Annotated in this window: 22 protein-coding genes; 6 read left to right on the top strand and 16 right to left on the bottom strand. The window is 64.6% G+C overall.

Features of this window, described 5'->3' with window-relative positions:
* Positions 1-9 precede the first annotated feature (9 nt).
* Positions 10-1,014 (top strand): quinone oxidoreductase family protein, encoded by a 1,005-nt coding sequence (locus XH85_RS32320; protein WP_128935092.1) that lies wholly within the window; start codon positions 10-12, stop codon positions 1,012-1,014.
* Between the two features lie 118 nt (positions 1,015-1,132).
* Positions 1,133-2,212: a YeeE/YedE family protein gene (locus XH85_RS32315; protein WP_128935091.1), complete on the top strand. Its 1,080-nt coding sequence runs from the start codon at positions 1,133-1,135 to the stop codon at positions 2,210-2,212.
* A 1-nt stretch (position 2,213) separates the two neighbouring features.
* Here XH85_RS32315 and XH85_RS32310 read toward each other — a convergent pair whose 3' ends face one another.
* The 5 genes from XH85_RS32310 to XH85_RS32290 are packed head-to-tail and all read right to left on the bottom strand — an operon-like array spanning position 2,214 to position 6,972.
* The gene (locus XH85_RS32310; protein WP_128935090.1) at positions 2,214-3,437 is read right to left on the bottom strand and encodes a bifunctional alpha/beta hydrolase/OsmC family protein; all 1,224 of its coding nucleotides are present in this window, start codon (positions 3,435-3,437) and stop codon (positions 2,214-2,216) included.
* A 26-nt stretch (positions 3,438-3,463) separates the two neighbouring features.
* The gene (locus XH85_RS32305) at positions 3,464-4,126 is read right to left on the bottom strand and encodes a sulfite oxidase-like oxidoreductase (RefSeq protein WP_128935089.1); all 663 of its coding nucleotides are present in this window, start codon (positions 4,124-4,126) and stop codon (positions 3,464-3,466) included.
* Positions 4,127-4,129: 3 nt separating this feature from the next.
* Entirely contained in the window at positions 4,130-5,452 is a 1,323-nt protein-coding gene (locus XH85_RS32300; RefSeq protein WP_128935088.1) for an MFS transporter, read from the bottom strand.
* Positions 5,453-5,485: 33 nt separating this feature from the next.
* Positions 5,486-6,706: a cytochrome P450 gene (locus tag XH85_RS32295; protein ID WP_128935087.1), complete on the bottom strand. Its 1,221-nt coding sequence runs from the start codon at positions 6,704-6,706 to the stop codon at positions 5,486-5,488.
* A 56-nt stretch (positions 6,707-6,762) separates the two neighbouring features.
* On the bottom strand, positions 6,763-6,972 hold the full coding sequence (locus tag XH85_RS32290) for a ferredoxin (protein WP_060911080.1): 210 nt from the start codon (positions 6,970-6,972) through the stop codon (positions 6,763-6,765).
* A 132-nt stretch (positions 6,973-7,104) separates the two neighbouring features.
* Here XH85_RS32290 and XH85_RS32285 point away from each other — a divergent pair, with 132 nt between their 5' ends.
* Positions 7,105-7,749, top strand: coding sequence for a TetR/AcrR family transcriptional regulator (locus tag XH85_RS32285; protein ID WP_128935086.1), 645 nt, complete (start codon positions 7,105-7,107; stop codon positions 7,747-7,749).
* Here XH85_RS32285 and XH85_RS32280 read toward each other — a convergent pair.
* The 4 genes from XH85_RS32280 to XH85_RS32265 all read right to left on the bottom strand — a co-directional run bounded on the left by XH85_RS32280 (position 7,746) and on the right by XH85_RS32265 (position 11,791).
* Positions 7,746-8,384, bottom strand: coding sequence for an aspartate/glutamate racemase family protein (locus XH85_RS32280; RefSeq protein WP_128935085.1), 639 nt, complete (start codon positions 8,382-8,384; stop codon positions 7,746-7,748). The genes XH85_RS32285 and XH85_RS32280 overlap by 4 nt on opposite strands.
* A gap of 155 nt (positions 8,385-8,539) precedes the next feature.
* Complete coding sequence (locus XH85_RS32275; RefSeq protein WP_128935084.1) at positions 8,540-9,553, bottom strand: amino acid ABC transporter substrate-binding protein; 1,014 nt, start codon at positions 9,551-9,553, stop codon at positions 8,540-8,542.
* Between the two features lie 12 nt (positions 9,554-9,565).
* Positions 9,566-10,915, bottom strand: a complete 1,350-nt coding sequence (locus tag XH85_RS32270; RefSeq protein WP_128935083.1) for an aspartate aminotransferase family protein — start codon at positions 10,913-10,915, stop codon at positions 9,566-9,568.
* Positions 10,916-10,918: 3 nt separating this feature from the next.
* A complete protein-coding gene (locus XH85_RS32265; RefSeq protein WP_128935082.1) occupies positions 10,919-11,791 on the bottom strand; it encodes a MurR/RpiR family transcriptional regulator in 873 nt (290 codons plus the stop codon).
* Between the two features lie 88 nt (positions 11,792-11,879).
* Here XH85_RS32265 and XH85_RS32260 point away from each other — a divergent pair, with 88 nt between their 5' ends.
* Complete coding sequence (locus XH85_RS32260; RefSeq protein ID WP_128935081.1) at positions 11,880-13,067, top strand: amino acid ABC transporter permease; 1,188 nt, start codon at positions 11,880-11,882, stop codon at positions 13,065-13,067.
* Between the two features lie 2 nt (positions 13,068-13,069).
* A complete protein-coding gene (locus tag XH85_RS32255; protein ID WP_128935080.1) occupies positions 13,070-14,176 on the top strand; it encodes an amino acid ABC transporter permease in 1,107 nt (368 codons plus the stop codon).
* A gap of 152 nt (positions 14,177-14,328) precedes the next feature.
* Here XH85_RS32255 and XH85_RS32250 read toward each other — a convergent pair whose 3' ends face one another.
* From XH85_RS32250 to XH85_RS47460, 3 genes are all read right to left on the bottom strand, one after another.
* A complete protein-coding gene (locus XH85_RS32250; RefSeq protein ID WP_128935079.1) occupies positions 14,329-15,747 on the bottom strand; it encodes an amidase in 1,419 nt (472 codons plus the stop codon).
* A 121-nt stretch (positions 15,748-15,868) separates the two neighbouring features.
* Complete coding sequence (locus XH85_RS32245; RefSeq protein ID WP_128935078.1) at positions 15,869-16,645, bottom strand: SDR family oxidoreductase; 777 nt, start codon at positions 16,643-16,645, stop codon at positions 15,869-15,871.
* A gap of 28 nt (positions 16,646-16,673) precedes the next feature.
* Positions 16,674-16,808: a hypothetical protein gene (locus XH85_RS47460; RefSeq protein WP_276484778.1), complete on the bottom strand. Its 135-nt coding sequence runs from the start codon at positions 16,806-16,808 to the stop codon at positions 16,674-16,676.
* Between XH85_RS47460 and XH85_RS32240 the strand changes: the two genes are divergently transcribed.
* Positions 16,801-17,874, top strand: a complete 1,074-nt coding sequence (locus XH85_RS32240; RefSeq protein ID WP_128935077.1) for a tartrate dehydrogenase — start codon at positions 16,801-16,803, stop codon at positions 17,872-17,874. The two genes, XH85_RS47460 and XH85_RS32240, sit on opposite strands and share 8 nt — an antisense overlap.
* A gap of 267 nt (positions 17,875-18,141) precedes the next feature.
* On the opposite strand, the gene XH85_RS32235 is transcribed toward XH85_RS32240, so the two are convergent.
* From XH85_RS32235 to XH85_RS32220, 4 genes are all read right to left on the bottom strand, one after another.
* Complete coding sequence (locus XH85_RS32235) at positions 18,142-19,215, bottom strand: malate/lactate/ureidoglycolate dehydrogenase (protein ID WP_128935076.1); 1,074 nt, start codon at positions 19,213-19,215, stop codon at positions 18,142-18,144.
* A gap of 125 nt (positions 19,216-19,340) precedes the next feature.
* Positions 19,341-20,252 (bottom strand): NAD(P)-dependent oxidoreductase, encoded by a 912-nt coding sequence (locus XH85_RS32230; RefSeq protein ID WP_128935075.1) that lies wholly within the window; start codon positions 20,250-20,252, stop codon positions 19,341-19,343.
* A gap of 12 nt (positions 20,253-20,264) precedes the next feature.
* The gene (locus XH85_RS32225) at positions 20,265-21,515 is read right to left on the bottom strand and encodes a Zn-dependent hydrolase (RefSeq protein ID WP_128935074.1); all 1,251 of its coding nucleotides are present in this window, start codon (positions 21,513-21,515) and stop codon (positions 20,265-20,267) included.
* A 32-nt stretch (positions 21,516-21,547) separates the two neighbouring features.
* Positions 21,548-22,465: a LysR family transcriptional regulator gene (locus tag XH85_RS32220; RefSeq protein WP_128935073.1), complete on the bottom strand. Its 918-nt coding sequence runs from the start codon at positions 22,463-22,465 to the stop codon at positions 21,548-21,550.
* Positions 22,466-22,573: the final 108 nt, after the last annotated feature.

Below are 22,573 nucleotides of genomic sequence, written 5' to 3'. Positions count from 1 at the left end.
GGTCTTTCGATGTCGCCAGCCGATACCAAAACCGTCGAAGCGCGCTGCGTCCGCCTCAATGCCAAGGCCGAGAACGCCGCGGCACTTGCGCCGGTGATCGAGCCTCAGACGCTCACGCGCGGTCCGAACGATCTCCTGATCGAGGTGAGGGCCGCTGCCGTCAATCCATCCGACGTCAAGGCTGCAACGGGGTTGATGCCTTATGCCGTCTTCCCGCGTACGCCCGGCCGTGACTACGCCGGCGTGGTGATCGACGGGCCGGCCGGGACGATCGGGCGCGAGGTGTTCGGCTCCTCCGGCGATCTCGGCATCCGCCGCGACGGCACTCATGCAACCCATCTCGTGGTCGAAGCCGATGCCGTGGTGGAGAAGCCGAAGACGGTGCCCTGGGAGGAAGCTGCCGGCATCGGCGTGCCCTTCGTCACGGCCATGGAAGGCTTTCGTCGCGCCGGCATTCCAAAGCCCGGCGACACCGTTCTGGTCTTCGGCGTCAACGGCAAGGTCGGCCAGGCCGCCGTGCAGATCGCGACTTGGCAGGGCGCGCGCGTGATCGGCGTGGTGCGCAAAGCGGAGGCCTATGAAGGCCACACCAACGCGTCGCTCGAGGTGATCGATGCTTCCACGACCGATGTCGCCACGCGCGTGCGCGATTTGACCGGCGGCAAAGGCGCGGACATCGTCTTCAACACGGTCGGCGATCCCTATTTCCAGGCGGCGCACAAGTCACTTGCCCTGCGCGGCCGCCAGATCCTGATCGCCGCGATCGACCGCATCGTGCAGTTCAACATTCTCGAGTTTTACCGTGGCCAGCACACCTACGTCGGTATCGACACGCTCGGCCTTTCGTCGGTTGCGACCGGTGCGGTGCTTCGTGATCTCGGCCCGGGCTTCGCAAGCGGGCATCTGAAACCGTTCCCGATCAAGGCGAGCGCGGTCTATCCGCTGGAGCGCGCCAGAGATGCTTATGTCGCTGTCGCTGGGTCGTCGCGCGACCGAGTGATCCTGAAGCCGTAACACACACACCGTCATTGCGAGCGCAGCGAAGCAAGCCGGAAATGCACCCGCGGAGACAGACTAGATTGCTTCGCTGGCTCGCAATGACGGAGATTGGCGAGAGTTCTGAGAACAACCGATGGAATCCACGCAACTCGTCATCCTCGCCGGCCTCGTCATTGGCCTGATCTACGGCGCCGTCGGCCTGCTCAGCGGCTTCTGCCTGATGAGCAGCATGCGTGGTTTTCTGGCTAAGGGCGACGGGCGGCTGGTGCGCACCTATGCGCTGGCGGTTGCCGTTGCGATTGCCGCCAGCCAATTGCTGGCGGGCAGCGGCACGGTCGATCTCGGCAAGTCGATCTATCTGCAACAGACGTTTTCGGTGCCAGCGCTATTCCTCGGCGGCCTGCTGTTCGGCTATGGCATGGTGCTGTCGAATGGCTGTGGCTCGCGGGCGTTGGTGCTGCTCGGCCGCGGCAATCTGCGTTCCTTCGTCGTCGTGATCGTGCTTGCCATCGCCGCGCAGATGACGCTCAAGGGCCTGATTGCACCGGCGCGTATCGCGCTGGTTCAGGCTTCGCAAACCACCGTCAACGCCAATTCGCTGCCGGCGCTGCTGGCAACGCTTGGCCCGGCTGAAGCTCTTTCGCGCGCGCTGGCCGCTGCCGCGCTTGTCGTCGGGCTGATCCTGTTTGCATTCGCGCATCCGGCATTTCGTCGCTCGCCGGGCCAGATCGCCGCGGGCGTCGTCGTCGGCCTGCTCGTCGCCGCCGGCTGGTTTGTCACCGGCTCTCTCGGCGCCGACGATTTCAATCCGGTGCCGGTGACTTCGCTCACCTTCATCGCGCCGATCGCCGATAGCCTGCAATACGCCATGCTCTCGACTGGCCTGACACTCAATTTCGGCATCGCGACGGTTGCTGGCGTTTTTGCGGGGAGCCTGGTCACCGCGCTCGCCACAGGTCGTTTCCATCTCGAAGGCTATTCCTCGCCCCGACACATGCTGCGTTCGGCCGGCGGCGCCGCGCTGATGGGAATCGGCGGCGTGATGGCGTTCGGCTGCTCGATCGGGCAGGGACTCACCGGCATGTCGACGCTGGCGCTGGGCTCATTCGTCGCGGTCACCGGCATCCTGCTCGGCACGACGGCAGGCCTGCGCGGTGCGTTGCGCGTTCAACCCTTCGAGGCGGCAACCGGGGCAGGTTCGCCGGCCGCTTGAATTACTTCACGGCTTTCGTCACGATGCGGATCTCGGAGGTCAGGGTCCGGTGCACCGGGCACTTGTCGGCAATCTCCATCAATTTCTTGCGCTGCTCGGCATCGAGCGCGCCCTCCATCGCAATGTCGCGCTCGATCTGATCGAGCATGCCCTCGCGCGTCTCGCACTCCGCACAGTCCTTGGCGTAGATCTTGGAATGCTTCAGCGTGACGGTGACGCGGTCGAGCGGCAACGATTTGCGGTCGGCATAGAGGCGCATGGTCATGGAGGTGCAGGCGCCGAGGCCTGCGAGCAGGAAATCATAGGGCCCGGGATCAGCGTCCTCGCCGCCAGCAGCCACAGGCTCGTCCGCCACCAGACGGTGCGGACCGACCGAGATGATCTGGTTGAACTTGCTCTTGCGGGTCTCCTGCACCACGACCTGGCGCGGCGTCTCGGGGAGATCCATCGCCTTCGCGGGCTTTGCGGTGTCGATGTAGCGGCTGGCCCAGGCCGCGATCACATCGGCCGCATAGAGAGCGTCAGCAGGCGCCGTCAGCAGATGGTCGGCGTGGTCGAGCGAGACGAAGCTCTTGGAGTGCTTCGCCGACACGAAGATCTTGGTCGCATTGTCGATGCCGACGATGTCGTCGACCGGGGAGTGCATCACCAGAAGCGCCTTGTGCAGGCCGGTGACGTCCTTCATCAATTCATGCTCGATGATGTCGTCGAGGAATTCACGTCTGATCCGAAACGGGCGGCCCGCCAGCGAGACTTCCACTTCGCCCTGCGCGCGGATGTTATTGATGTGCTCTTTGAATAGCCCGGTGACGTGGACGGGATCGGACGGCGCCGCGATGGTCGCAACCGCCTTGGCTTCAGGGATCTGTCCTGCTGCCGCGAGGATCGCGGCACCGCCGAGGCTATGGCCGATCAGGACGGACGGCGCCTTGCGCGTTGCGCGCAGATGATCGGCGGCACGCACGAGATCGGTCACATTGGAGGAAAAGGTGGAATTGGCGAAATCGCCCTCGCTGGAGCCGAGCCCGGTGAAGTCGAACCGCAGCACTGCAATGCCCTTGGCCGCGAGCGCGACCGAGATACGCTTGGCGGCCAGCGTATCCTTACCGCAGGTGAAGCAATGCGCGAACAGCGCGAAAGCCGCGGGCTCACCGTCCGGCAGTTCGAGCGCGGCCGAAAGCTGATGGCCGCCTTCACCCGTGAATTGAAAGCGTTCCGTCGGCATTGGACTTCCCCCGTCCTTTGTTGAACCTAATCGCCTGAATAGCGCTGCTCGGCCCAGGGATCGCCGCGGTTGTGATAGCCGCGGACTTCCCAGAAGCCCGGCGCGTCCTCAGTCAGGAATTCGATGGCCTGGAGCCATTTGGCACTCTTCCAAAAATACAGATGCGGCACGACCAGCCGCACCGGGCCGCCATGCTCGGCCAACAGCGGCTGGCCCGACCAGCTGTGGGCGAGCAAAGCGTCCTCGGCGGCGAAGTCTTCCAGCGCGAGATTGGTGGTATAGCCATCATAGGAATGCAGCACGACGAAGCGAGCATCCTCGCGCGGCTGGCAGGCCACGAGCAGCTCGCGCGTTGCGAGCCCTTCCCACTCATTATCGTAGCGCGACCAAGTCGTCACGCAGTGGATATCGGAGGTGAAGCGGGCCTGTTTCTGCGCGGTGAATTCGGCAAAGGTCCAGAACACGGGGGCATCGACCGCGCCATAGACGTCGAGCCGCCAGCGCTCGCGCGACACAGGCGGCACGACGCCGAGATCGAGCACCGGCCAATCCTTGGTGAGGTGCTGGCCGGGCGGCAGCCTTTGGTCCTCCGGCCGCGTGATCTTGCCCGTGAGGAAGCGGCCCTCGCGCGCCCATTTCTCCTTGGTGCGCGTCAGCTTGCTATCGGGCGGCTCGTTGTCGTCAGCCATGGCCTACTCGTGCCGATGCATTGCGGAGGCGTGCTTGGTGTCGCGCATGGTAGCATAGATGATCAGCGACAGGCAGATGATGCTGGCAAGATAGAAATAGAACCACTCCTCGTGCCCGATGCTCTTGAAATAGAGCGCGATCGCCGGCGCCGTGCCGCCGAAGATCGAGACCGTAATGGCATAGGGCAGACCGACGCCGAGCGCACGGACATTAGTCGGGAACAGCTCGGCCTTCACCACCGCATTGATCGAGGTGTAGCCGGCGACGAACAGCCAGGCGGCACAGATCAGGATGAACGCCACGAAGGGCGACTTGGTCTCCTTCAGCGTCATCAGCAGCGGCACGGTCGCGAGCGTGCCAGCGATACCGAAGAAGATCAGCAGCGGCTTGCGTCCGATCCTGTCGGAGATCGCGCCGTAGATCGGCTGGAGGATGGTCGCGAAGATCAACGTGCCGAAGATCACGAAAGTGGTCTGGTCCTCGGTCAGACCGACCGAGAGCTTGACGAAGGTCTGCATGTAGGTGGTGAACGTATAGAACGCCGCGGTGCCGCCGGCGGTGAGGCCGACCACCAGCAAGAGCTCGCGTGGATAACGCAGCAGGTTGGTGATCGATCCGGTCGGCTTCACCACCTTCTTGGCCTCCTCGAACGCCTCGGTCTCGTGCAGGCCACGCCGCATCACCGCGGCGAAGATCGCAAGCGCCGCGCCGATTGCGAAGGGGATACGCCAACCCCAGTCCTTCAGCTCCGCCGGCGTGAGGAAGACTTTTTGCAGGAGCAGCAGCACGATGATTGCGGTGAGTTGGCCGCCGATCAGCGTCACGTACTGAAAGCTGGAATAGAAGCCGCGGTGCTTGGGATCGGCGACTTCGCTGAGGTAAGTGGCACTGGCGCCATATTCGCCGCCGAGGCTCAAGCCCTCGATCACGCGGGCGAGTGCCAGGATCACCGGTGCCGCAAAGCCGATCGTGGCATAGGTCGGCGTCAGCGCGATGATCAGCGAGCCGAAGCACATGAACACGACGGACAGCGTCAGCGAGATGCGGCGGCCGAAATGGTCGGCGATATAGCCGAAGAACCAGCCGCCCAGGGGCCGCATCAGGAAGGTCGCCGCGAATACGACGGCGACGTTCAATTGCTGGACGACGGGGTCGTTACCAGGGAAGAACGCGGGAGCGAAGTAGAGCGCAAACGCCGTATAGGCGTAGAAATCGTACCACTCGACGAGATTGCCGATCGAGCCGATGAAGATCGCCTTGATCCGCCGCTCGGCGTCGGCGAGGTCAAAATACGCAGAGGCCGGGTTCGTTGCTTGCTCTGTCACGTCCGGCCTCTCCGTATCGTTGTTTGGAGAGGCCTACATCGCCTTTCCAAGCAGAAATGGCAACTGGCGGGGACCTCTCACCGTGCCTTGCGACCAGGTTACGGTGCCTGCCGGGTCGAGGGCGAAATCCGGAATCCGCTTCAGCCATTCCTCCAGCGCAACCTGCATTTCCATGCGCGCAAGGTTGGAACCGACGCAGCGATGGATGCCGAGGCCGAAAGCGGCGTGACGGTTCTCGCGACGGTCGATCACGACTTTGTCAGCGTCCGGAAACATCTTGGGATCGCGGTTCGCGGCGGGGAAGGATAGCAGCACCATGTTGCCCGACTTCACCGGGCAGCCCGAAATAGTCGTGTCCTTGACCACCTCGCGCGCCATCGTCACCGGGGAATAGGCGCGCAGCAGCTCTTCCACTGCGGTTGGAATCAACCCGGGCTCAGCGATCAGCCGCTCGCGATCGGCGGGCATTTTCGCAAGATGCCAGAGCGAGGAACCGATCGCGCTCCAGGTGGTGTCGATGCCGGCGATCAAGAGCAGGCGCAGCGAGCCCAGCACGTGGGAGTCCTCGAGCGGATTGCCGTCCTTGTCCCTGGCGTTCATCAGGTAGGAGATCAGGTCGTCGGTCGGCTTCGTCTTGCGTGCCTCGATATGACCGCTGAAATAGGCGCTCATCTCCTGCACGCCCTGGAGCAGCTTGGTCTCGTCCTTGATGCCGAGCTCCAGGATCATGTGGATCCAGTTGACGAAAAGATCGCTGTCGCTCTCGGGAATGCCGAGCATGTGCGCGATCGCGCGCACCGGAATGTGCTTCGTGTAGCGCGCCGCGGCGTCCACGCTCTTCTCGGCGATGAAGTCGTCGATCAGCTCGTTGCAGATGGCGCGAACCCTCGGCTCGAGCTTCTTCATCGCGTCCGGCGTGAACGGCGGCAGCAGCAATTGCTTGGCTGGCTTGTGCACGGGCGGGTCGGAGGTGATCGGCGGGGCCGCATTCCTGGCGATCTCCGGGCGCACGTCGCGGACGATGATGCGGCGGGAGGAGAAATGCTCGGTGTCGTTGGCGATCTCGCGCACGGCTTCATAGGTCGTCGGCAGATAGCAGCCGAGGAAGCGTTCTGTATGCACGACCGGGCTTGTGGCGCGCAGCTCGTCCCAGATCGGGAAGGGGTCGTCCGTCCATTGCGGATCGGTGTGGTCGAAATCATGGACCCAGTCGGTCACGGGCGGATGAGCGGCGGGTTGGCTGACGTCGGACATCTCGGAATCCCCAGGGGCTCGTGTTCGCTGAAGGCACGCACGACGCGGAAAGCGCGCTACTCTTCGATCACATCGATTGCGATCTCCGGACAATTGGACTTGGCAAGCCAGGCTTTGTCTTCCAGTCCCGGCGGGACGGTGCCGTCTCCAGCTTCATGGGCGTTGCCGTATTCGTCGAGCTCGAACAGCTCCGGCGCGAGCGCCTTGCAGCGGGCGTGGCCCTGGCATTTGTCGGGATCGACGTGAACCTTCAGTCGCTCTGTCATTGCGGCTTCCTCGGTCGTGTGCGCGCGAGGCCCGAAGGCGGCGCGTTTCCTCATCTCGTTCTATAAGTTATATCCTATTACATTCGCGGTAGGCTTCCCTTGTCAAGCGCAAACTTATAGGCTCGCCCCGACATGCGCTCACAACTCGCCCGCAAGCCCGAGAAGACCTACCACCATGGCGATCTTCGCGATGCCTTGATCAAGGCCGCGCTGCGCGAAGCGGAACGCGGCGGCGCCGAGGCGATCAGCATCAAGGCGCTGGCCAAGCAGCTCGGCGTCTCGCAGCCGGCGCCATATCGGCATTTTGCCGACCGCGAAGCCTTGCTTGCGGCGGTGACGGCGGAGGCGTTCCGGCAGCTCAGTGCAACCTTTCGGGCGGCGATGGCGAAATCGTCAGAGCAGTCGAAGCTGTCGCGGCTGGCGCAGGCAATGCTCGACTTCGGATTGCGCCGCAACGGCATCTATCGCCTGATGTTCGCCTCGCGCATCGTGTCCTGCGCCGCCAAGGGCAGCGAGCTGCATGAGGCCACGCGCGAGACGTTTGCGCTCGTGATCGAGGCCCTGGAGGTGCCTGCCGTCGGCTATTTGCGCGAACGGCAGGCCCTCAAGATCTGGGCGGCGCTGCACGGCGTGGTGATGCTGGCCGAGCAGGGCCTGTTCACCGGCGAGGCCGCACATGCCACGCGCGAGGATCTCGTCCAGGATTTCGTGAGCGAAACGAAGGCCGCGCTCGCAGTCGCGATCAAGGATGCTCGGCGAAAAAAGAAGGGCGCTTAAGCCTTCGCCTTCAGCAGGCTCATCAGCTTCTCGACGGCGCTGTCCGGCGTCGTCACGACAGGGCAGCCGGTGGCTTCCGCAACCAGCGGCGCCGTTGCCGCGATGCTGAACTGGGCCAACGCGATAACATCGCAATCGCGCAAATCGCGCGAGGCCTCCGCAATCAGCCGGTCGTGCGTGGCGCGGTCGCCGCGGTCGAGAGCGGCCAGCGCGCCCTCGGCAAGTTTCGGCACGATTTGGACGGACGCAGGAAATTCCGGCGGCATCGAGACCAGGGTCGGCGGGAAGGTCGAGAGCAGCCCGATGCGCTTACCCATGGTCACGGCGCGTTCGATCATCGCCTCGTTCGGCTTCAGCACCGGCATCGGCGCATGCGCCCGCGCGACCGCATCGATGCAGGGACCGAAGGCCGAACAGGTGAACAAGATCCCGTCCGCCCCCGTCGCGACGGCGTAATCGCCGAGCGCCAGGAAGCGCTCGGTCATGGTGTCGGTGAGCGCACCGTCGCGCGCCAGATCCGCCGACAGGCTGTCATCGAGCAGGTTCATCAGCCGCGCCTCGGGCCACGCCTGCGCGAACGCCGCTTCGATCGGCGTGATGGAGTGCTTGAGGGCGTGGATGAGGGCGATGCGCATGGGATGTCTCGTCTCCCTCGCCCCGCTTGCGGGGAGAGGGTGGGGTGGGGGGAGTCTCCGCGGGGACGGTGAGAGTTGGACTCGCGGAAGCTCCCCCTCACCCGGCCGCTGCGCGGTCGACCTCTCCCCGCAGGCGGGGAGAGGTGAAGCACCGTCTACTTGAACGGCAGCGCGTACATCAAGCCGCCCTTGCTCCAGAGGCCGTTGAGGCCGCGATCGAGCTTGAGCGTGCTGGCCTTGCCGACGTTGCGCTCATAGATCTCGCCATAATTGCCGGTGGCCTTGATCGCCGTGACCAGCCATTTGTTGTCGAGCCCAAGCCGCGAGCCGAGGTCGCCGGAGGCACCAAGGAGCCGCTGGATCGCAGGCGTCTGCGACTTCGCCATCTCGTCGACATTGGCTTGCGTGACGCCGAGTTCTTCGGCCTCGATCAGACCGTAATGCAGCCAGGTGATGATGTCGCTCCAGATCTCGTCGCCGTTGCGAGTGAAGGGGCCGAGCGGCTCCTTGCTGATGGTCTGCGACAGCACGACGTAGTCGGCCGGGTTCGGCGCCGCGGTCGTCACGGCACCAGCCAGCGCGGAGGCATCCTGGGTCATGGCATCGCAGCGGCCGCCGAAGAAGGTCTGATACATGGTGTCGATGCGGTCGAACACCAGCGGCTTCCAGTCGATACCGTTGGCACGGCCGTAATCACCCAGCGTGACCTCGTGCGTGGTGCCTTGAGCCACGCAGACGGTGGCGCCCTTGAGGTCCTTCAGCTCCTTCACGCCGAGGTCTTTCTTCACGACAAAACCCTGGCCGTCGTAGAAGTTGATCGGACCTTGCCGCAGGCCCAGCGTCACGCCGCGCAAGTATGTCTGGGTCGAGTTGCGGTAGAGCACGTCGATCTCGCCCGATTGCAGCGCGGTGAAGCGGTTCTGCGCGGTCAGCGAGACGTAACGCACCTTGTTGGGATCACCGAGCACGCTGGCCGCGAGGGCGCGGCAATAGTCGACGTCGAGACCCTTGTAGTTGCCTTGCGAGTCCGGTGCGGAGAAGCCGGCAAAGCCGGCGCTGACGCCGCACACCAGCGTGCCGCGGCTCTTCACCGTGTCGAGCGTCGCGGCCGAAGCGACGACCGTCGATGCTGCGAGCACGCCCGCTGCGATAACCACTTTCCTCATCATGCTAGTCTCCCCTCAGTGATTGACACTACGCAACACGTTGTCGACGGCCGTGCCGAGCCTGTCGACGATCAGATCGATCTCGTCTGCGGAAGCGATATAGGGCGGCGCCAGCAGCACGTGGTCGCCGCGCACCCCGTCCACGGTGCCGCCGCCGGGATAGCAGCCGAGCCCGTTGGCGAGCGCCTCCGCCTTGATCTTCTGGTGCAGCTTGAGCGTTGGATCGAACGAGGTGCGGCTGGCGCGATCGGCGACGAGCTCGATCGCCCAGAACAGCCCGCGGCCCCTGATGTCGCCGACATGGCGGTGATTACCGAAGCGTTCGGTCAGCCGTTGCTCGAGTTGTCGTCCGCGTTCCCTGACCTGATCGAGCAGGCCATCTTCGCGGATCACGTTTTGCACCGCGAGCGCGGCCGCGCAGGCAAGGGGATGCGCCAGATAGGTGTGACCGTGCTGGAACGCGCCGGAGCCGGCGCGGATCGTGTCGACGATCTTGCCACTCGCGAGCATCGCGCCGATCGGCTGATAGCCGCCGCCGAGACCCTTCGCGATGGCCTGGATGTCGGGCGCGACACCTTCCTGCTCCCAGGCGTGCGTTGTGCCGGTGCGGCCCATGCCGCACATGACCTCGTCGAGGATGAGCAGCGCGCCGTGGCGGTCGCAGATCTCGCGCATGGCCTTGAAGTAGCCCTCGGGTGCAGTCACGGCGCCGGCGGTGGCGCCGACGACGGGCTCGGCGAGGAACGCCGCGACGGTGCCGGGGCCAAGCCGCTGAAACTCGGCTTCGAGCTCGGCGGCAAGGCGCGCGACGAACTGCGCATCCGACTCGCCCTCGCGCTTCTCGTGATAGGCGAAGGCCGGCGTCACGTGGCTGAATGCCGCCGAGAGCAGCGGCGCATAGGGCGCGCGCCGCCAGGCATTGCCGCCAGCGGCAAGCGCGCCGAGCGTGTTACCGTGATAGCTCTGTCGCCGCGCGATGAAGTGTTGCCGCTGCGGCTCGCCGCGCTCGATGAAATACTGCCGGGCGAGCTTGATGCTGGCCTCGATCGCCTCCGATCCGCCGCTGACGAAATAGGCGTAGGCAAGCCCGCCAGGCTCATGTCCGACCAGCACCTCAGCCAGTGCCTCGGCCGGCTCGGAGGAGAAGAACGCCGTATGAGCATAGGCAAGCGTCGTGGCCTGCTTCGCCATTGCCGCGATCACGCGCGGGTGCTGGTGCCCGAGGCAGGAGACCGCCGCGCCGCCGGAGGCATCGATGATGCGCCGGCCGTCCTCGGCGAAGAGATAGACGCCTTCGCCGCCAATCGCCTTGGGCGGCGTTTCGCGCAACGAGCGGTGCAGCACGCGGCTGGTGCGAGCGGCCATGGGTCAACCTTTCTCTGGGACGTAAGTGGAGGTCGCAGCGAGCCGCGCCTCGGTACTTTCCAGACGCTTCTTCGCGGTAACGCCGCCGAGCGCGAACGTGACCGCCGCGAGCGATTGCGCGATCGCAATCGCGCCCGTGAGGCTAGGAAAGAAGCCCGGAGAGGAGGCCGCCTCGAACAGCAGCACGTGGTCGGCGCCCTCGGCCATTGGTGCCGAGAGGCTATCCGCGATGGCGATCAGTGTCGCGCCGGCGCGATAGGCCGCCTGTGCGACGCGGACGCTTGCATGCGTGTAGGGTAGGAAGCCGACGACGATGACGGCTTCCCCGGGCCGGAACGCGCCGAGATCGAGGTCGTCGGGCCCGGAAGCACCGACGAACTGGACCTGCTCGGGCCGAAACAGTCGCAGCTCGTAGTTCAGCAATTCCGCGACGCTGCGGCAGCTGCGATAGCCGGCGATCCAGATCCGCTTGGCATCGTGCAGCGCGCGGGCAGCTTCTGCGATCGGGTGTGCCGGGATCCGCGGAAGGCCGGCGGCCTCGGCCTCGAGCTTGTCGGTGACGAGCGCGACATCGGCGTTCGGCCCGTGGCGACGGCCTCTTGCGCGGCCGGAGAAGGGCGCGGTCTGCGACGGTCGCCGCGCCTCGGTCAGCGCCGCGCGCAACGCCTCCCAGCCCGAATAGCCGATCGCCTTCGCAAGCCGCGTGAATGCAGCAGGATCGGCACCGGCTTCCGCCGCCAGATCGCGCATCGAACGGGTGGTGGCGTCGTAGTCGTTGGCGGCGACGAAGCGTCCGACCTCCTGCAAGCGCATCGGGAGCGATGGCAATGCAATACGCAGCTCGCTCAACGGCGAGGATTTCGCGGGCTCGGCCATGAAACATTTGTTGCATGAATCGAAGTTTGGTGCAACAGTTGACGTGCGCTGCCGGAAATCGCTGCCCCTTGAGAAGGATTTTTGTGCCGTGACCTCAGATGCGCCGAGACCGCCGCCGCGCCGCCGCTTCTTCGGCGCCTTCGGGCGCCGCGAGCTGAAGGGCCTGTTCTGGCAGGTCCTGGTCGTCGGCATCGCGGTTGCGGTCGTCGCCTTCCTCTGGTCCAACACCGTCACCAACCTCTCGGCCCGCCGCATCACCACCGGTTTTGCCTTCCTCGGCCGCGAGGCCGGCATGCCGATCGCCGACAGTCTGCTCGCCTATAGTCCGAGAGACACTTACCTCTGGGCGTTCGTCGTCGGGGTCGCCAACACCTTGCGCGTTGCCGTGATCGGGATCGTGCTCGCGACGATTTTGGGCACGCTAATCGGCATTTCGCGATTGTCGGCGAACTGGCTGCTGTCACGGCTCGCCGCGGTCTATGTCGAGACGCTTCGCGATATCCCGCTGCTGCTTCAGCTCCTGTTCTGGTACGTGTTGATGCAGGCGCTGCCGGCCGCACGCGCTGCGTGGCGACCTGTCGAGGGTGTGTTCCTCTCCAATCGCGGCTTGATCCTGCCGGCGATCCCGTTCGGCCCGCCGCAGCTCGCGGTCCTCGGCACCGCGGTGCTGGGTTGCGCGGTGTTCTATGTCGTCCGGCGATGGCTGGTCGCGCAGCAGATGCGCGATGGCAGGCCGCGGCCAGCGTGGCCCTTTGCGGTTGCGCTGGTGATTGCGTTGCCGGCGCTGGTGTCTGTGCTGCTCGGCGTATCCTGGCGGATCGAATGGCCTCAGCTGCGCGGCTTCAACTTCGTCGGCGGGCTGACGCTGGCGCCGGAATATTTCGCGCTGCTGATCGCACTCGTCACCTACACCTCGGCCTTCATCGCCGAGATCGTGCGCAGCGGCATCCAGTCGGTGCCGCGGGGACAGTGGGACGCCGCCAACGCGCTCGGTCTGCGCCGCAGCTTCATGCTACGGCAGATCATCTTGCCGCAGGCGCTACGCGTCATCGTGCCGCCGATGACGAGCCAGTACCTCAATCTGACAAAAAACTCCTCGCTCGCGGTCGCGATCGGCTACCAGGATGTCGTCTCGATCGCGAACACCACGCTGAACCAGACAGGTCAGGCGATCGAGGCAATCGCGTTGATCATGGCGGTATTCCTGACCATCAGTCTCGGCATCAGCTTCTTCATGAACTGGTATAATGCGCGCATCGCGCTGGTGGAGCGCTGAGGATGACGGCGATCAGCGATATGCCGGACGTGCCGCGGGCCGCTCGCCGCCCGCAAGTTGGTAATCCGATGGTGCGCTGGCTGCGCGCCAACTTGTTCTCGTCGATCCCGAACGGCATCCTCACGATCGTGCTGCTGGCAGTGCTCGCGAAGGGCGTGATCAGCTTCGTGCAATGGGGCATTGCCAGTGCGGTCTGGCTTACGCCGGTGAATGATTCCAGCGCTTGCCGCGCGGTGCGCGGCATCGGCGCCTGCTGGGCGGTCATTCCTGAAAAGTACCGCTTCATCCTGTTCGGCACCTATCCGTTCGACGAGCAATGGCGGCCGGCGCTGTCGGTCGTGCTGTTCATCGCGCTGTTCTATCTCTCGACCCGCCGAGCCTTGTGGAGGCGCGAGCTCGTTTTCATCTGGATCGGTGCGCTCGCATTAATCAGCGTCCTGATGTGGGGCGGGGTGCTGGGACTCTCTTTCGTCTCGCAGGATCGCTGGGGCGGATTGCCGGTCACGCTGATCCTGGCGACGTTTGGACTCGCGTTCGGCTTTCCACTCGGCATCCTTGTCGCGCTCGGCAGGCGTTCAAAGCTTCCGGCGATCCGTTCGCTCAGTGTGCTCTATGTCGAGCTGATCCGCGGCGTGCCGCTGGTGAGCCTCTTGTTCATGGCGAGCGTGATGTTTCCGTTGTTCATGCCCAGTGGGTTCAACATCGACAAGCTGTTGCGCGCACAGATCGCGATCATCCTGTTCGCGGGCGCTTATCTTGCTGAAGTCATCCGCGGTGGCCTTCAGGCCGTGCCGCGAGGGCAGTATGAGGCTGCCGACGCGCTCGGGCTGTCCTACTGGCGCAAGAACCGGCTGATCATCCTGCCGCAGGCGATCCGCCACGTCATCCCGCCGCTGGTCAACACCTTCATCGCCTTCTTCAAGGACACCAGTCTCGTGCTGATCATCGGCATCTTCGACCTGCTGACGACGGCGAAGACCGCGATCATCGATCCCGCCTGGCAGCAGTTTTCCGTCGAGGTCTATATCTTCGTCGCCGCAATCTATTTTGTCTTTTGCTTTGCGATGTCGCGCTACAGCCGGAGTCTTGAGGCGACGAGCGGGAGGTGAGGTCTCGTGTCCCGGACAAGGTGCAGCGCGTCAGCGCTGCGCCGCAGAGCCGGGACCCAGGAGATGCACGGGAGGTCTCGGCGAGGTGGGCCCCGGCTCTGCAGCGCACCGCGGAAGAGGCGCTGCGCTGCGTCCGGGGCACGAGCGAGAGATTAATTCTTCACCCTCGGATCGATCGGTGTCGTGCCGCGCAGGCCCAATATATCCTCCAGCACTTTCGCGCCTGCGATCACTTGCGCATCCGCTCGTGGTGCGCCGACCACCTGCACGCCGACCGGCAGGCCTGACGCCGTGAAACCGCAGGGCAGCGACAGTGACGGGCAGCATGCGAGCGTGATGGCGTAGACGATGCCGAGCCATTCGACGTAATTGTCAAATCGCTTGCCCGCGCATTCGGCGACATAGCGATTTTCGACTGGGAAGGGTGGCACGATCGTGGTCGGCACCAGCAGGAGATCGTAGGTCCTAAAGAACTCGACCGCGCGCGCTGTCATGCCGACGCGCTGGGCCTCGGCACGTTCGAACTGCTCGACGGTGAGCTTGAGGCCTTCCTCGATGTTCCAGATCACCTCGGGCTTGAGCAGGTCACGCTTAGTGCGGAGAAGTTGTGCCTTGCTGATCGCGAAGTCGAAAGCGCGCAGCACGTGGAAGCATTCATGCGCCTCGCGCCAGTCCGGATGCGCCTCCTCGACGGTGACGGCGGCCTCGGCGAAGCGTTCAGCCGCCTTGCGTGTGATCGCCTTGACCTCGGGATCGACCGGCGTGATGCCGAGATCGGGCGAATAGGCGATGCGCCTCGGCTTCTTGCCGGACTGGGCAGCCGACAGGAACGAAGTCAGCGGCGCCGGCAGCGACAGCGGATCGGCGGCATAGTCGCCGCTCATGGCATCCAGCAGCAGTGCGAGATCCTCGACATTGCGGGCCATCGGGCCCTGCACGCCGAGATTGCGGTCGATGCCCGCCTTGGGCGTATGCGCGACGCGGCCGATGCTCGGCCGCATGCCGACGATGCCGCAGAAACTTGCCGGACTGCGCAGGCTGCCGCCCATGTCGGAGCCCTGCGCGAGCCAGGCCATGCCGGTGGCCAGCGCCACTGCCGCGCCGCCGGAGGAGCCGGCCGCAGATTTCGAAGTATCCCAGGGATTGAGGGTCGCACCGAACACCTCGTTGAAGGTGTTGGCGCCGGCGCCGAATTCCGGCGTGTTGGACTTGGCGTAGACCACCGCGCCATTGGCTTCGAGGTTCTCGACCATGAGGTCGGATTTCGCGGGGATGTTATCCTTGAAGATCGGCGAGCCCTGCGTGTTCAGCACGCCCGCAACGTCGCTCAGATCCTTGATCGGCACCGGCAGGCCCGCGAGCAGCCCGCGCGCGCCGGCCGGCTTCTGCATCAGCGCCTTGGCGTTATCCCGGGCGCGATCGAAGCACAGCGTCGGCAGCGCGTTGACCCTGCCATCGACCTCGCTGATGCGCTTCTCCACCACATCCAGCAGTTCAAGCGGCGAGACGTCGCCAGACCGCAATTTGTCGACGACGGCGCACGCGGTTTCGCGGATCAGCTCTTGAGACAATTATTTTACTCCTATGCTTGTACTTGGTGCCGTCATTGCGAGCGAAGCGAAGCAATCCAGTCTTTTCACCGCGGGGGCATTTCTGGATTGCTTCGCTTCGCTCGCAATGACGGGGATAGAGCTAGCCCCACCCGGCGCTGATGCCGCCATCAACGGTGTAGATCACCCCCGACGTATAGCCCGAGCGATCCGACGCCAGGAACGCCATGAGATCACCGATCTCGCGCGCATGCGCAGGGCGGCCGAGCGGCAGGCTCTTCTGGAATTCCTTGTAGCGGCTCTCGTCGCCGAACTGGTGCTTTGCCCGCGTCTTGAGCAGGGTGACGTGGCGGTCGGTGCCGACAGGTCCGGGATTGATGCCGACCACGCGGATGTTGTCGGCGAGACTTTTTCCACCGAGCGCACGGGTGAAGGCCATCAGCGCGGCATTGCCGGCGCTGCCGCAGATGTAATTGGCATCGAATTTCTCGCCCGCCGCGCCGATGTCGTTAACGATCACGCCACCACCCTTGGCCTTCATCTGCGCGTAGATCTGCCGCGTGAGGTTGATGTAGCCGAACACTTTCAATTCCCAGGCGTGCCGCCAGGTCGCCTCGTCGATCTTGTCGATGGACCCGCCAGGGATGTCACCGGCATTGTTGACGAGGATGTCGATGTCCGCAGCCTCGTTGGCGAGCCGCGCGATGTCCTCGGCTTGGCGTAGATCGACGGCACTCGTCGCAGCATCAACCTGGTGCGCGGAGCGCAACCGCTCTGCCAGCGCCTTGAGCTGCTCGCCGCTGCGGGCAGCGAGCAGCAGATGCGCGCCTTCCTCGGCAAACGCCTCGGCGGCGGCCGCGCCGATGCCCTTGGATGCGCCCGTGATCAGGACGCGCTTGCCACGCAGATGCAGATCCATGAAGGGGACTCGCAGGATAGGAACAGCATCAAATCAGTAGGCGCTCGGTCGCGCCATGGTCAACATTGCAGTGCAGCGTTGCACTGCCGCCGCGTTTGGTCCATTGCAGTGCGATCAAAAGGCGGCGGCTGCCGAACCAATCAAGGACGTTCTCGATGAGCAAGAAACAATACCGGATCGCGGTCATTCCCGGCGACGGCATCGGCAAGGAAGTGATGCCTGAGGGCCAGCGCGTTCTGGAGGCGGCGGCGAAGAAGCACGGGGTGTCCCTGCAATTCGACCATTTCGACTTTTCGTCCTGGGACTATTACGAGAAGCACGGCCAGATGATGCCGGATGACTGGAAGGAAAAGATCGGCAAGCACGATGCGATCTATTTCGGTGCGGTCGGTTGGCCGGCCAAGATTCCGGACCACGTCTCGCTGTGGGGCTCGTTGATCAAGTTTCGCCGCGAGTTCGACCAGTATGTGAACCTGCGCCCGGTGCGGCTGATGCCCGGCGTGCCGGCGCCGCTGGCGAACCGCAAGCCCGGCGACATCGATTTCTGGGTGGTGCGCGAGAACACGGAAGGCGAATATTCCTCCGTCGGCGGCCGCATGTTCCCGGACACCGACCGTGAGTTCGTGACGCAGCAGACGGTGATGACCCGCATCGGCGTCGACCGCATCCTGAAGTTCGCCTTCGAGCTTGCCCAGTCGCGGCCGAAGAAACACTTGACGTCGGCGACGAAATCGAACGGCATCTCCATCACGATGCCCTATTGGGACGAACGCGTGGAGGCGATGGCCAAGAAGTTCCCGGGCGTGAAGTGGGACAAGTATCACATCGACATCCTGACCGCGAACTTCGTGCTGCATCCGGACTGGTTCGACGTGGTGGTCGGCTCGAATCTGTTCGGCGACATCCTCTCCGATCTCGGCCCCGCCTGCACCGGCACCATCGGCATCGCGCCGTCAGGCAACATCAATCCCGAGGGCGATTTCCCGTCGGTGTTCGAGCCGGTGCACGGCTCGGCGCCTGACATCGCGGGGCAGGGCATCGCCAACCCGATCGGCATGATCTGGTCGGGCGCGATGATGTTGGAACATCTCGGCGAGAAGGAAGCCGGCAAGTCGATCGTCGAGGCGATCGAGCGCACGCTCGCCGAACGCACGCTCCGGACCAAGGACCTCGGCGGTAACGCCGACACGGCGGCCTGCGGCAAGGCCGTCGCGGAGATGGTCGACTAGCTCGGTGCTTCACCCTCTCCCCTTGTGGGAGAGGGTGGCTTCGATGCGGAGCATCGAGGCCGGGTGAGGGGTCTCTATCCGCGGAGACAGGCCTCTCATTTGAAGGACACCTCGTGGAGCGAACCCCTCATCCGGCACCATAGCCGATGCGAAGCATCGGCGTTCCCAAGAACGGCAGCCGAAGGCCGCCTATGCCACCTTCTCCCACAAGGGGAGAAGGGAGGGCAGCGCGGAAAATGACTCTTCCATTCCCGCGCAGCAGATTACTTACCCCACGATCTTCTCGATTGCGGCCCGATCCAGCCCGAACCGCTTCCCGGCATCCAGAATTTCCTGCCAGGTGTTCGGATCGACCGGAATGCCTTCGGCCAGCCGCTGCTTCTTGATTTCGCGTTCGGGCTCGCCGGCAATCTTCACCTTGTCGACGCCGGGGGCGGGTGGCGAGCCGGTGTGCCAGGCGACGAAGCTCTCGACTTCGCGAGCGAGGTTCTCGCCGGTGCCGAGCTTGTTGGGATCGATGATGATCGAGAGCATGCCGTTGAGGACGCGGCGCTTGCCGTCGGCCGGACCCTTGACAACCTCGCCACCCGAGAGCGCGCCACCCAGGATTTCGCACACCAGTGCGAGGCCGGAGCCCTTGTGCTCGCCGAACGGCAGGATGGCGCCGTGCGGCGCGATCACGGTGTAACGCGGGTTCGTCGTTGGTTTTCCCTCGTTGTCGATGATGGTGCCGGGCTCGAGCGCGACGCCCTTGTTGTGAGCGACGCGGGTCTTGCCCTGCGCGATCTTGCTGGTGGCGAAGTCGAGCACGATCGGCTCGTGGCCCGCGCGCGGGATGCCGACGCAGAAGGGGTTGGTGCCGTGGCGCGCATCGCTGCCGCCCCAGGGCGCCACGATCGGGCGCGAGATCACGTTGACGAAGTGGATCGAGACCAGCCCGTGGTCGATGCACTGCTCGGCCCAGTGGCCGATGCGGCCGATATGGTGCGAGTTGGAGAGGCCGACGACGCAGACGCCGTTGCGCTTGGCGCGCTCGGCGCCGAGCTCCATCGCCTCATGACCCATCACCTGGCCGTAGCCGGTCAGGCCGTCGAGGGTCAGCAGGGGGCCAGTGTCCATCACGATCTTGACGTGCTGGTTGATGGCGAGACCGCCCTCGGCGACCGCCTCGGCATAGCGCGGAATCATGCCGACGCCGTGCGAGTCGTGGCCTTTCAGATTCGCTTCGACGAGGTTGGTGGAGACCAGCTCGGCTTCGCGATCGGTGGATCCGCCGGCCTTGGCGATGGCATAGATGACACTGGTGAGCGGCTCTGCCTTGATGGTGCGATAGTCGGCCATTTGTTATTGCTCTTATCCTCTTACGATCCGGCGGGGGGGCGTAGGGCGGGTTAGGCGAAGCCGTAACCCACCTCTTCTGCCCCAGCGGAAATAGACAGCGGTGCGTTACGCTTCGCTAACCCACCCTACGAACTTACGATTCGGCGGCAGTGCTCCCACGCCGCTTCAATCAGGTTTTCGCTCGCCTCCGGCGTGCGGAAGGCGGAATGCGCCGACAATGTCACGTTCGGCAATTTTGTCAGCGGATGATCGCCGGGCAGCGGCTCGATGTTGAAGACGTCGAGACCGGCATGGCGGATGTGGCCCGACTTCAGCGCGTCGATCATCGCAGCCTCGTCGACGATCGCGGCGCGGGCGGTATTGATGAGGATGACACCACGCTTCATCGCAAGGATCTTCTCGCGCGTGATCATGCCGCGCGTCTCATCGTTGAGCAGCAGATGCAGCGACACCACGTCGCTCCTTGCCAGCACGGTGTCGAGATCGGTGAATTCCACGCCAGGACAGCTCTTCGGCGAGCGGTTCCAGGCGATCACCTTCATGCCGCTGCCGGACGCAATGCGTGCAACTTCCGCGGCAATGCCGCCGAAGCCGATCAGTCCGAGCGTCTTGCCGGTGAGCTGCATGCCGTCCTCGCGCAGCCAGTTGCCGCCGCGCATCTCGCGATCCATCATCGCGATGACCCGGGCGGAGGCCCACATCAGCGCGATCGCGGATTCCGCCACCGCCGTGTCGCCGTAGCCCTTGATCAGATGCACGGAGATGCCCAGTTCGGCCAGTTCCTCCGGATTCATGTAGCTGCGCGCGCCGGTGCCGAGGAACACGACGTGCTTCAGCCCGGCGCACCTCTTAGCGACGTCGGTCGGCAGCGCGGTGTGATCGACGATGGCGATCTCGGCGCCGTCGAGAATATCAGGGTACTGCTCGGGCTTGATGTCGGGATTCCGGTGGATCCGCACCTTGGGATCGCCCGGCTTCTCCAGCCGCTCCATGATCACGGCAAGCGTTTCATTGGCGTCGACGAAAACTCCGCGCATGGCTCTCTCCGATCAGGATGCGACGCCGGCGATCGCCAGCACGGTATGCATGAGAACGTTGGTGCCCGCGGCGCAGTCGGGCTGCGTCGCGTCCTCCAGCTCGTTGTGGCTGATGCCGTCCTTGCAGGGCACGAACACCATTGCCGCCGGCATGACGGTGTTGAGGTTGCAGGCGTCGTGACCAGCTCCGGAGGTGATGCGGCGAGACGAATAGCCGAGCGTCTTCGCCGCATTCTCGACCGCCGCAATCAGCTTGGGATCGAAATGCGTCGGCGGCTTGCGCCAGACCAGGTCGATCTTGACCTCGACCTTGCGGCGCGCGGCGATCTCGGCAATCGCGGCGCGCAAATCGCGATCGAGCGCGTCCATGATGGCGCCATCCGCGCTGCGGCAATCCATGGTGAAAGCGATCTCGCCGGGAATGACGTTGCGTGAGGGGTTTGCGATCACGGCCTCGCCGATGGTGCCGACCGCGTTCGGTCCATGCTTTTTCGCGATCTCCTCCATCGCCAGCACGATCTCGGACAGCGTTGCCAGCGCGTCGCGCCGCAGCGGCATCGGCGTCGAGCCGGCATGGCTCTCGAAGCCGCTGATCTTGCCGTCGTACCACAGCACGCCCTGACCGGAATCGACCACGCCGATGGTCTTGCCTTCGGCCTCAAGGATCGGGCCCTGCTCGATGTGCAACTCGACGAAGCAGCCGAGCTTCTGGAAACCGACCGGCTTGTCGCCGCGATAGCCGATGCCGTCGAGCGCCTGGCCGACGGTCGTGCCCTCGGCGTCCTTGCGCGACAAAATGTCGTCGGTGGTGAAGTCGCCAACATAGGCGGCAGAGGCCATCATCGCCGGCGCGAAGCGCGAGCCTTCCTCATTGGTCCAGTTGACGACGCAGATCGGCGCTTCGGTTTCGATGCCGGCATCGTTCAGCGTGCGGATCACTTCGAGTGCGCCGAGCGTACCCAGAATGCCGTCATATTTGCCGCCGGTCGGCTGGGTATCGAGATGCGAGCCGATGCCGACGGGCGGCTTCGACATGTCGCGGCCCTTGCGCAGGCCGAACATCGAGCCGAGCGCATCGACATGCACCTCCAGGCCCGCGTCTTCGCAGGCCTTGCGGAACCAGTCGCGGACCTGCTTGTCCTCGGAGCTCAGCGTCAGCCGCCGCACGCCGCCCTTGGCCGTCGCCCCGAACTGCGCGGTGTCGTGGATGGAGCCCCAGAGGCGGGCGGAATCGATCTGCAGGTTGGTGGCGGCTCGGCTCATGCGGTCAGTCTCTCAATTGTCCGGCGCCTTTTTCAATGACGCGCCAGCGTGGGCGCGTCAACCGTGAGGCTGCTCTGCGCAATTTGCCGTGCCAGCTCAGCGACGCGCTCGACTGCCACGACGTCGGGCGAGGCGAGCCAGCTCGCGGTGAAGGTCAGCGGCGCGATCGCGAGATCGGTGTCGAGCAGTTGCAGCCGCCCGTCGGCAAGCTCGTTCTCGACGATGGCATCGGGGATCACGGCGATGCCGAGTCCTTCGACCGCCATGTGGATGACGGTGGCCAGCGAGGCGGAGGCGTGCAGCCGGATCGGCGGCAGCTCAGGCCGGTCGAACACCTCGCGCACGACCTCGTAAGGCTTGGTCTTGCGCGGGAAGGTGATGATCGGAAATCGCGCGAGCTCCGCCGGCGTCACCGGACCCTGGCCGAGGCCGAGCGAGGGGCTTGCGAGGAAGCCGATCGGATAATCAGCGAGCACGCGATTGTGCACGCCGGAAGCGGACAGCGGTCCCACCACAAACGCAAGCTCGATCTCCTGCGCGAGCAGGCGCGCGGTGAGGTTCGGCGTGATGTCAACCTCGATCTCCAGCGACAGGTTCGGATAGACCTCGTTCACGCTCTTCACCAGGCGCGGCAGCCAGGTGTGCACGATGGTCTCGGCGACGCCGAGGCGCATGACGCCGCGCATCGCCGAGCGGTCGCCGATCTCCGCCATCATCGCGGCACGCAGGCCGATCAGCTTCTCCGCATAGACCATCATCTGCCGGCCGCTCGGCGTCGGCGAAGCGACGCGATGATCGCGATTGAGGAGCTTCACGCCCATCTCGCGCTCGAGCTGGGCGATGCGCTGGGAGATCGCCGGCTGGGTGGTGTTGAGCCGTTGTGCAGCGCCCCGAAAGCTGCCGAGCTTCACAACCCAGAGGAATGTCTCGATCGACCTGAAGTCCAGCATTGGAAGGATTTTCCCAGTCGATAAATCAGATTTATCGAGATTGATTAGAAACGACGATTAGACTTTATAGCACGCTTGGTGTTGGCTTGTCTTTGTCGAGTTTATAGG

This window comes from Bradyrhizobium zhanjiangense, assembly GCF_004114935.1.
Classification (GTDB): domain Bacteria; phylum Pseudomonadota; class Alphaproteobacteria; order Rhizobiales; family Xanthobacteraceae; genus Bradyrhizobium; species Bradyrhizobium zhanjiangense.
Note: the sequence above shows the minus strand (reverse complement) of the source record. Positions and strands in the feature narration are given on the sequence as shown.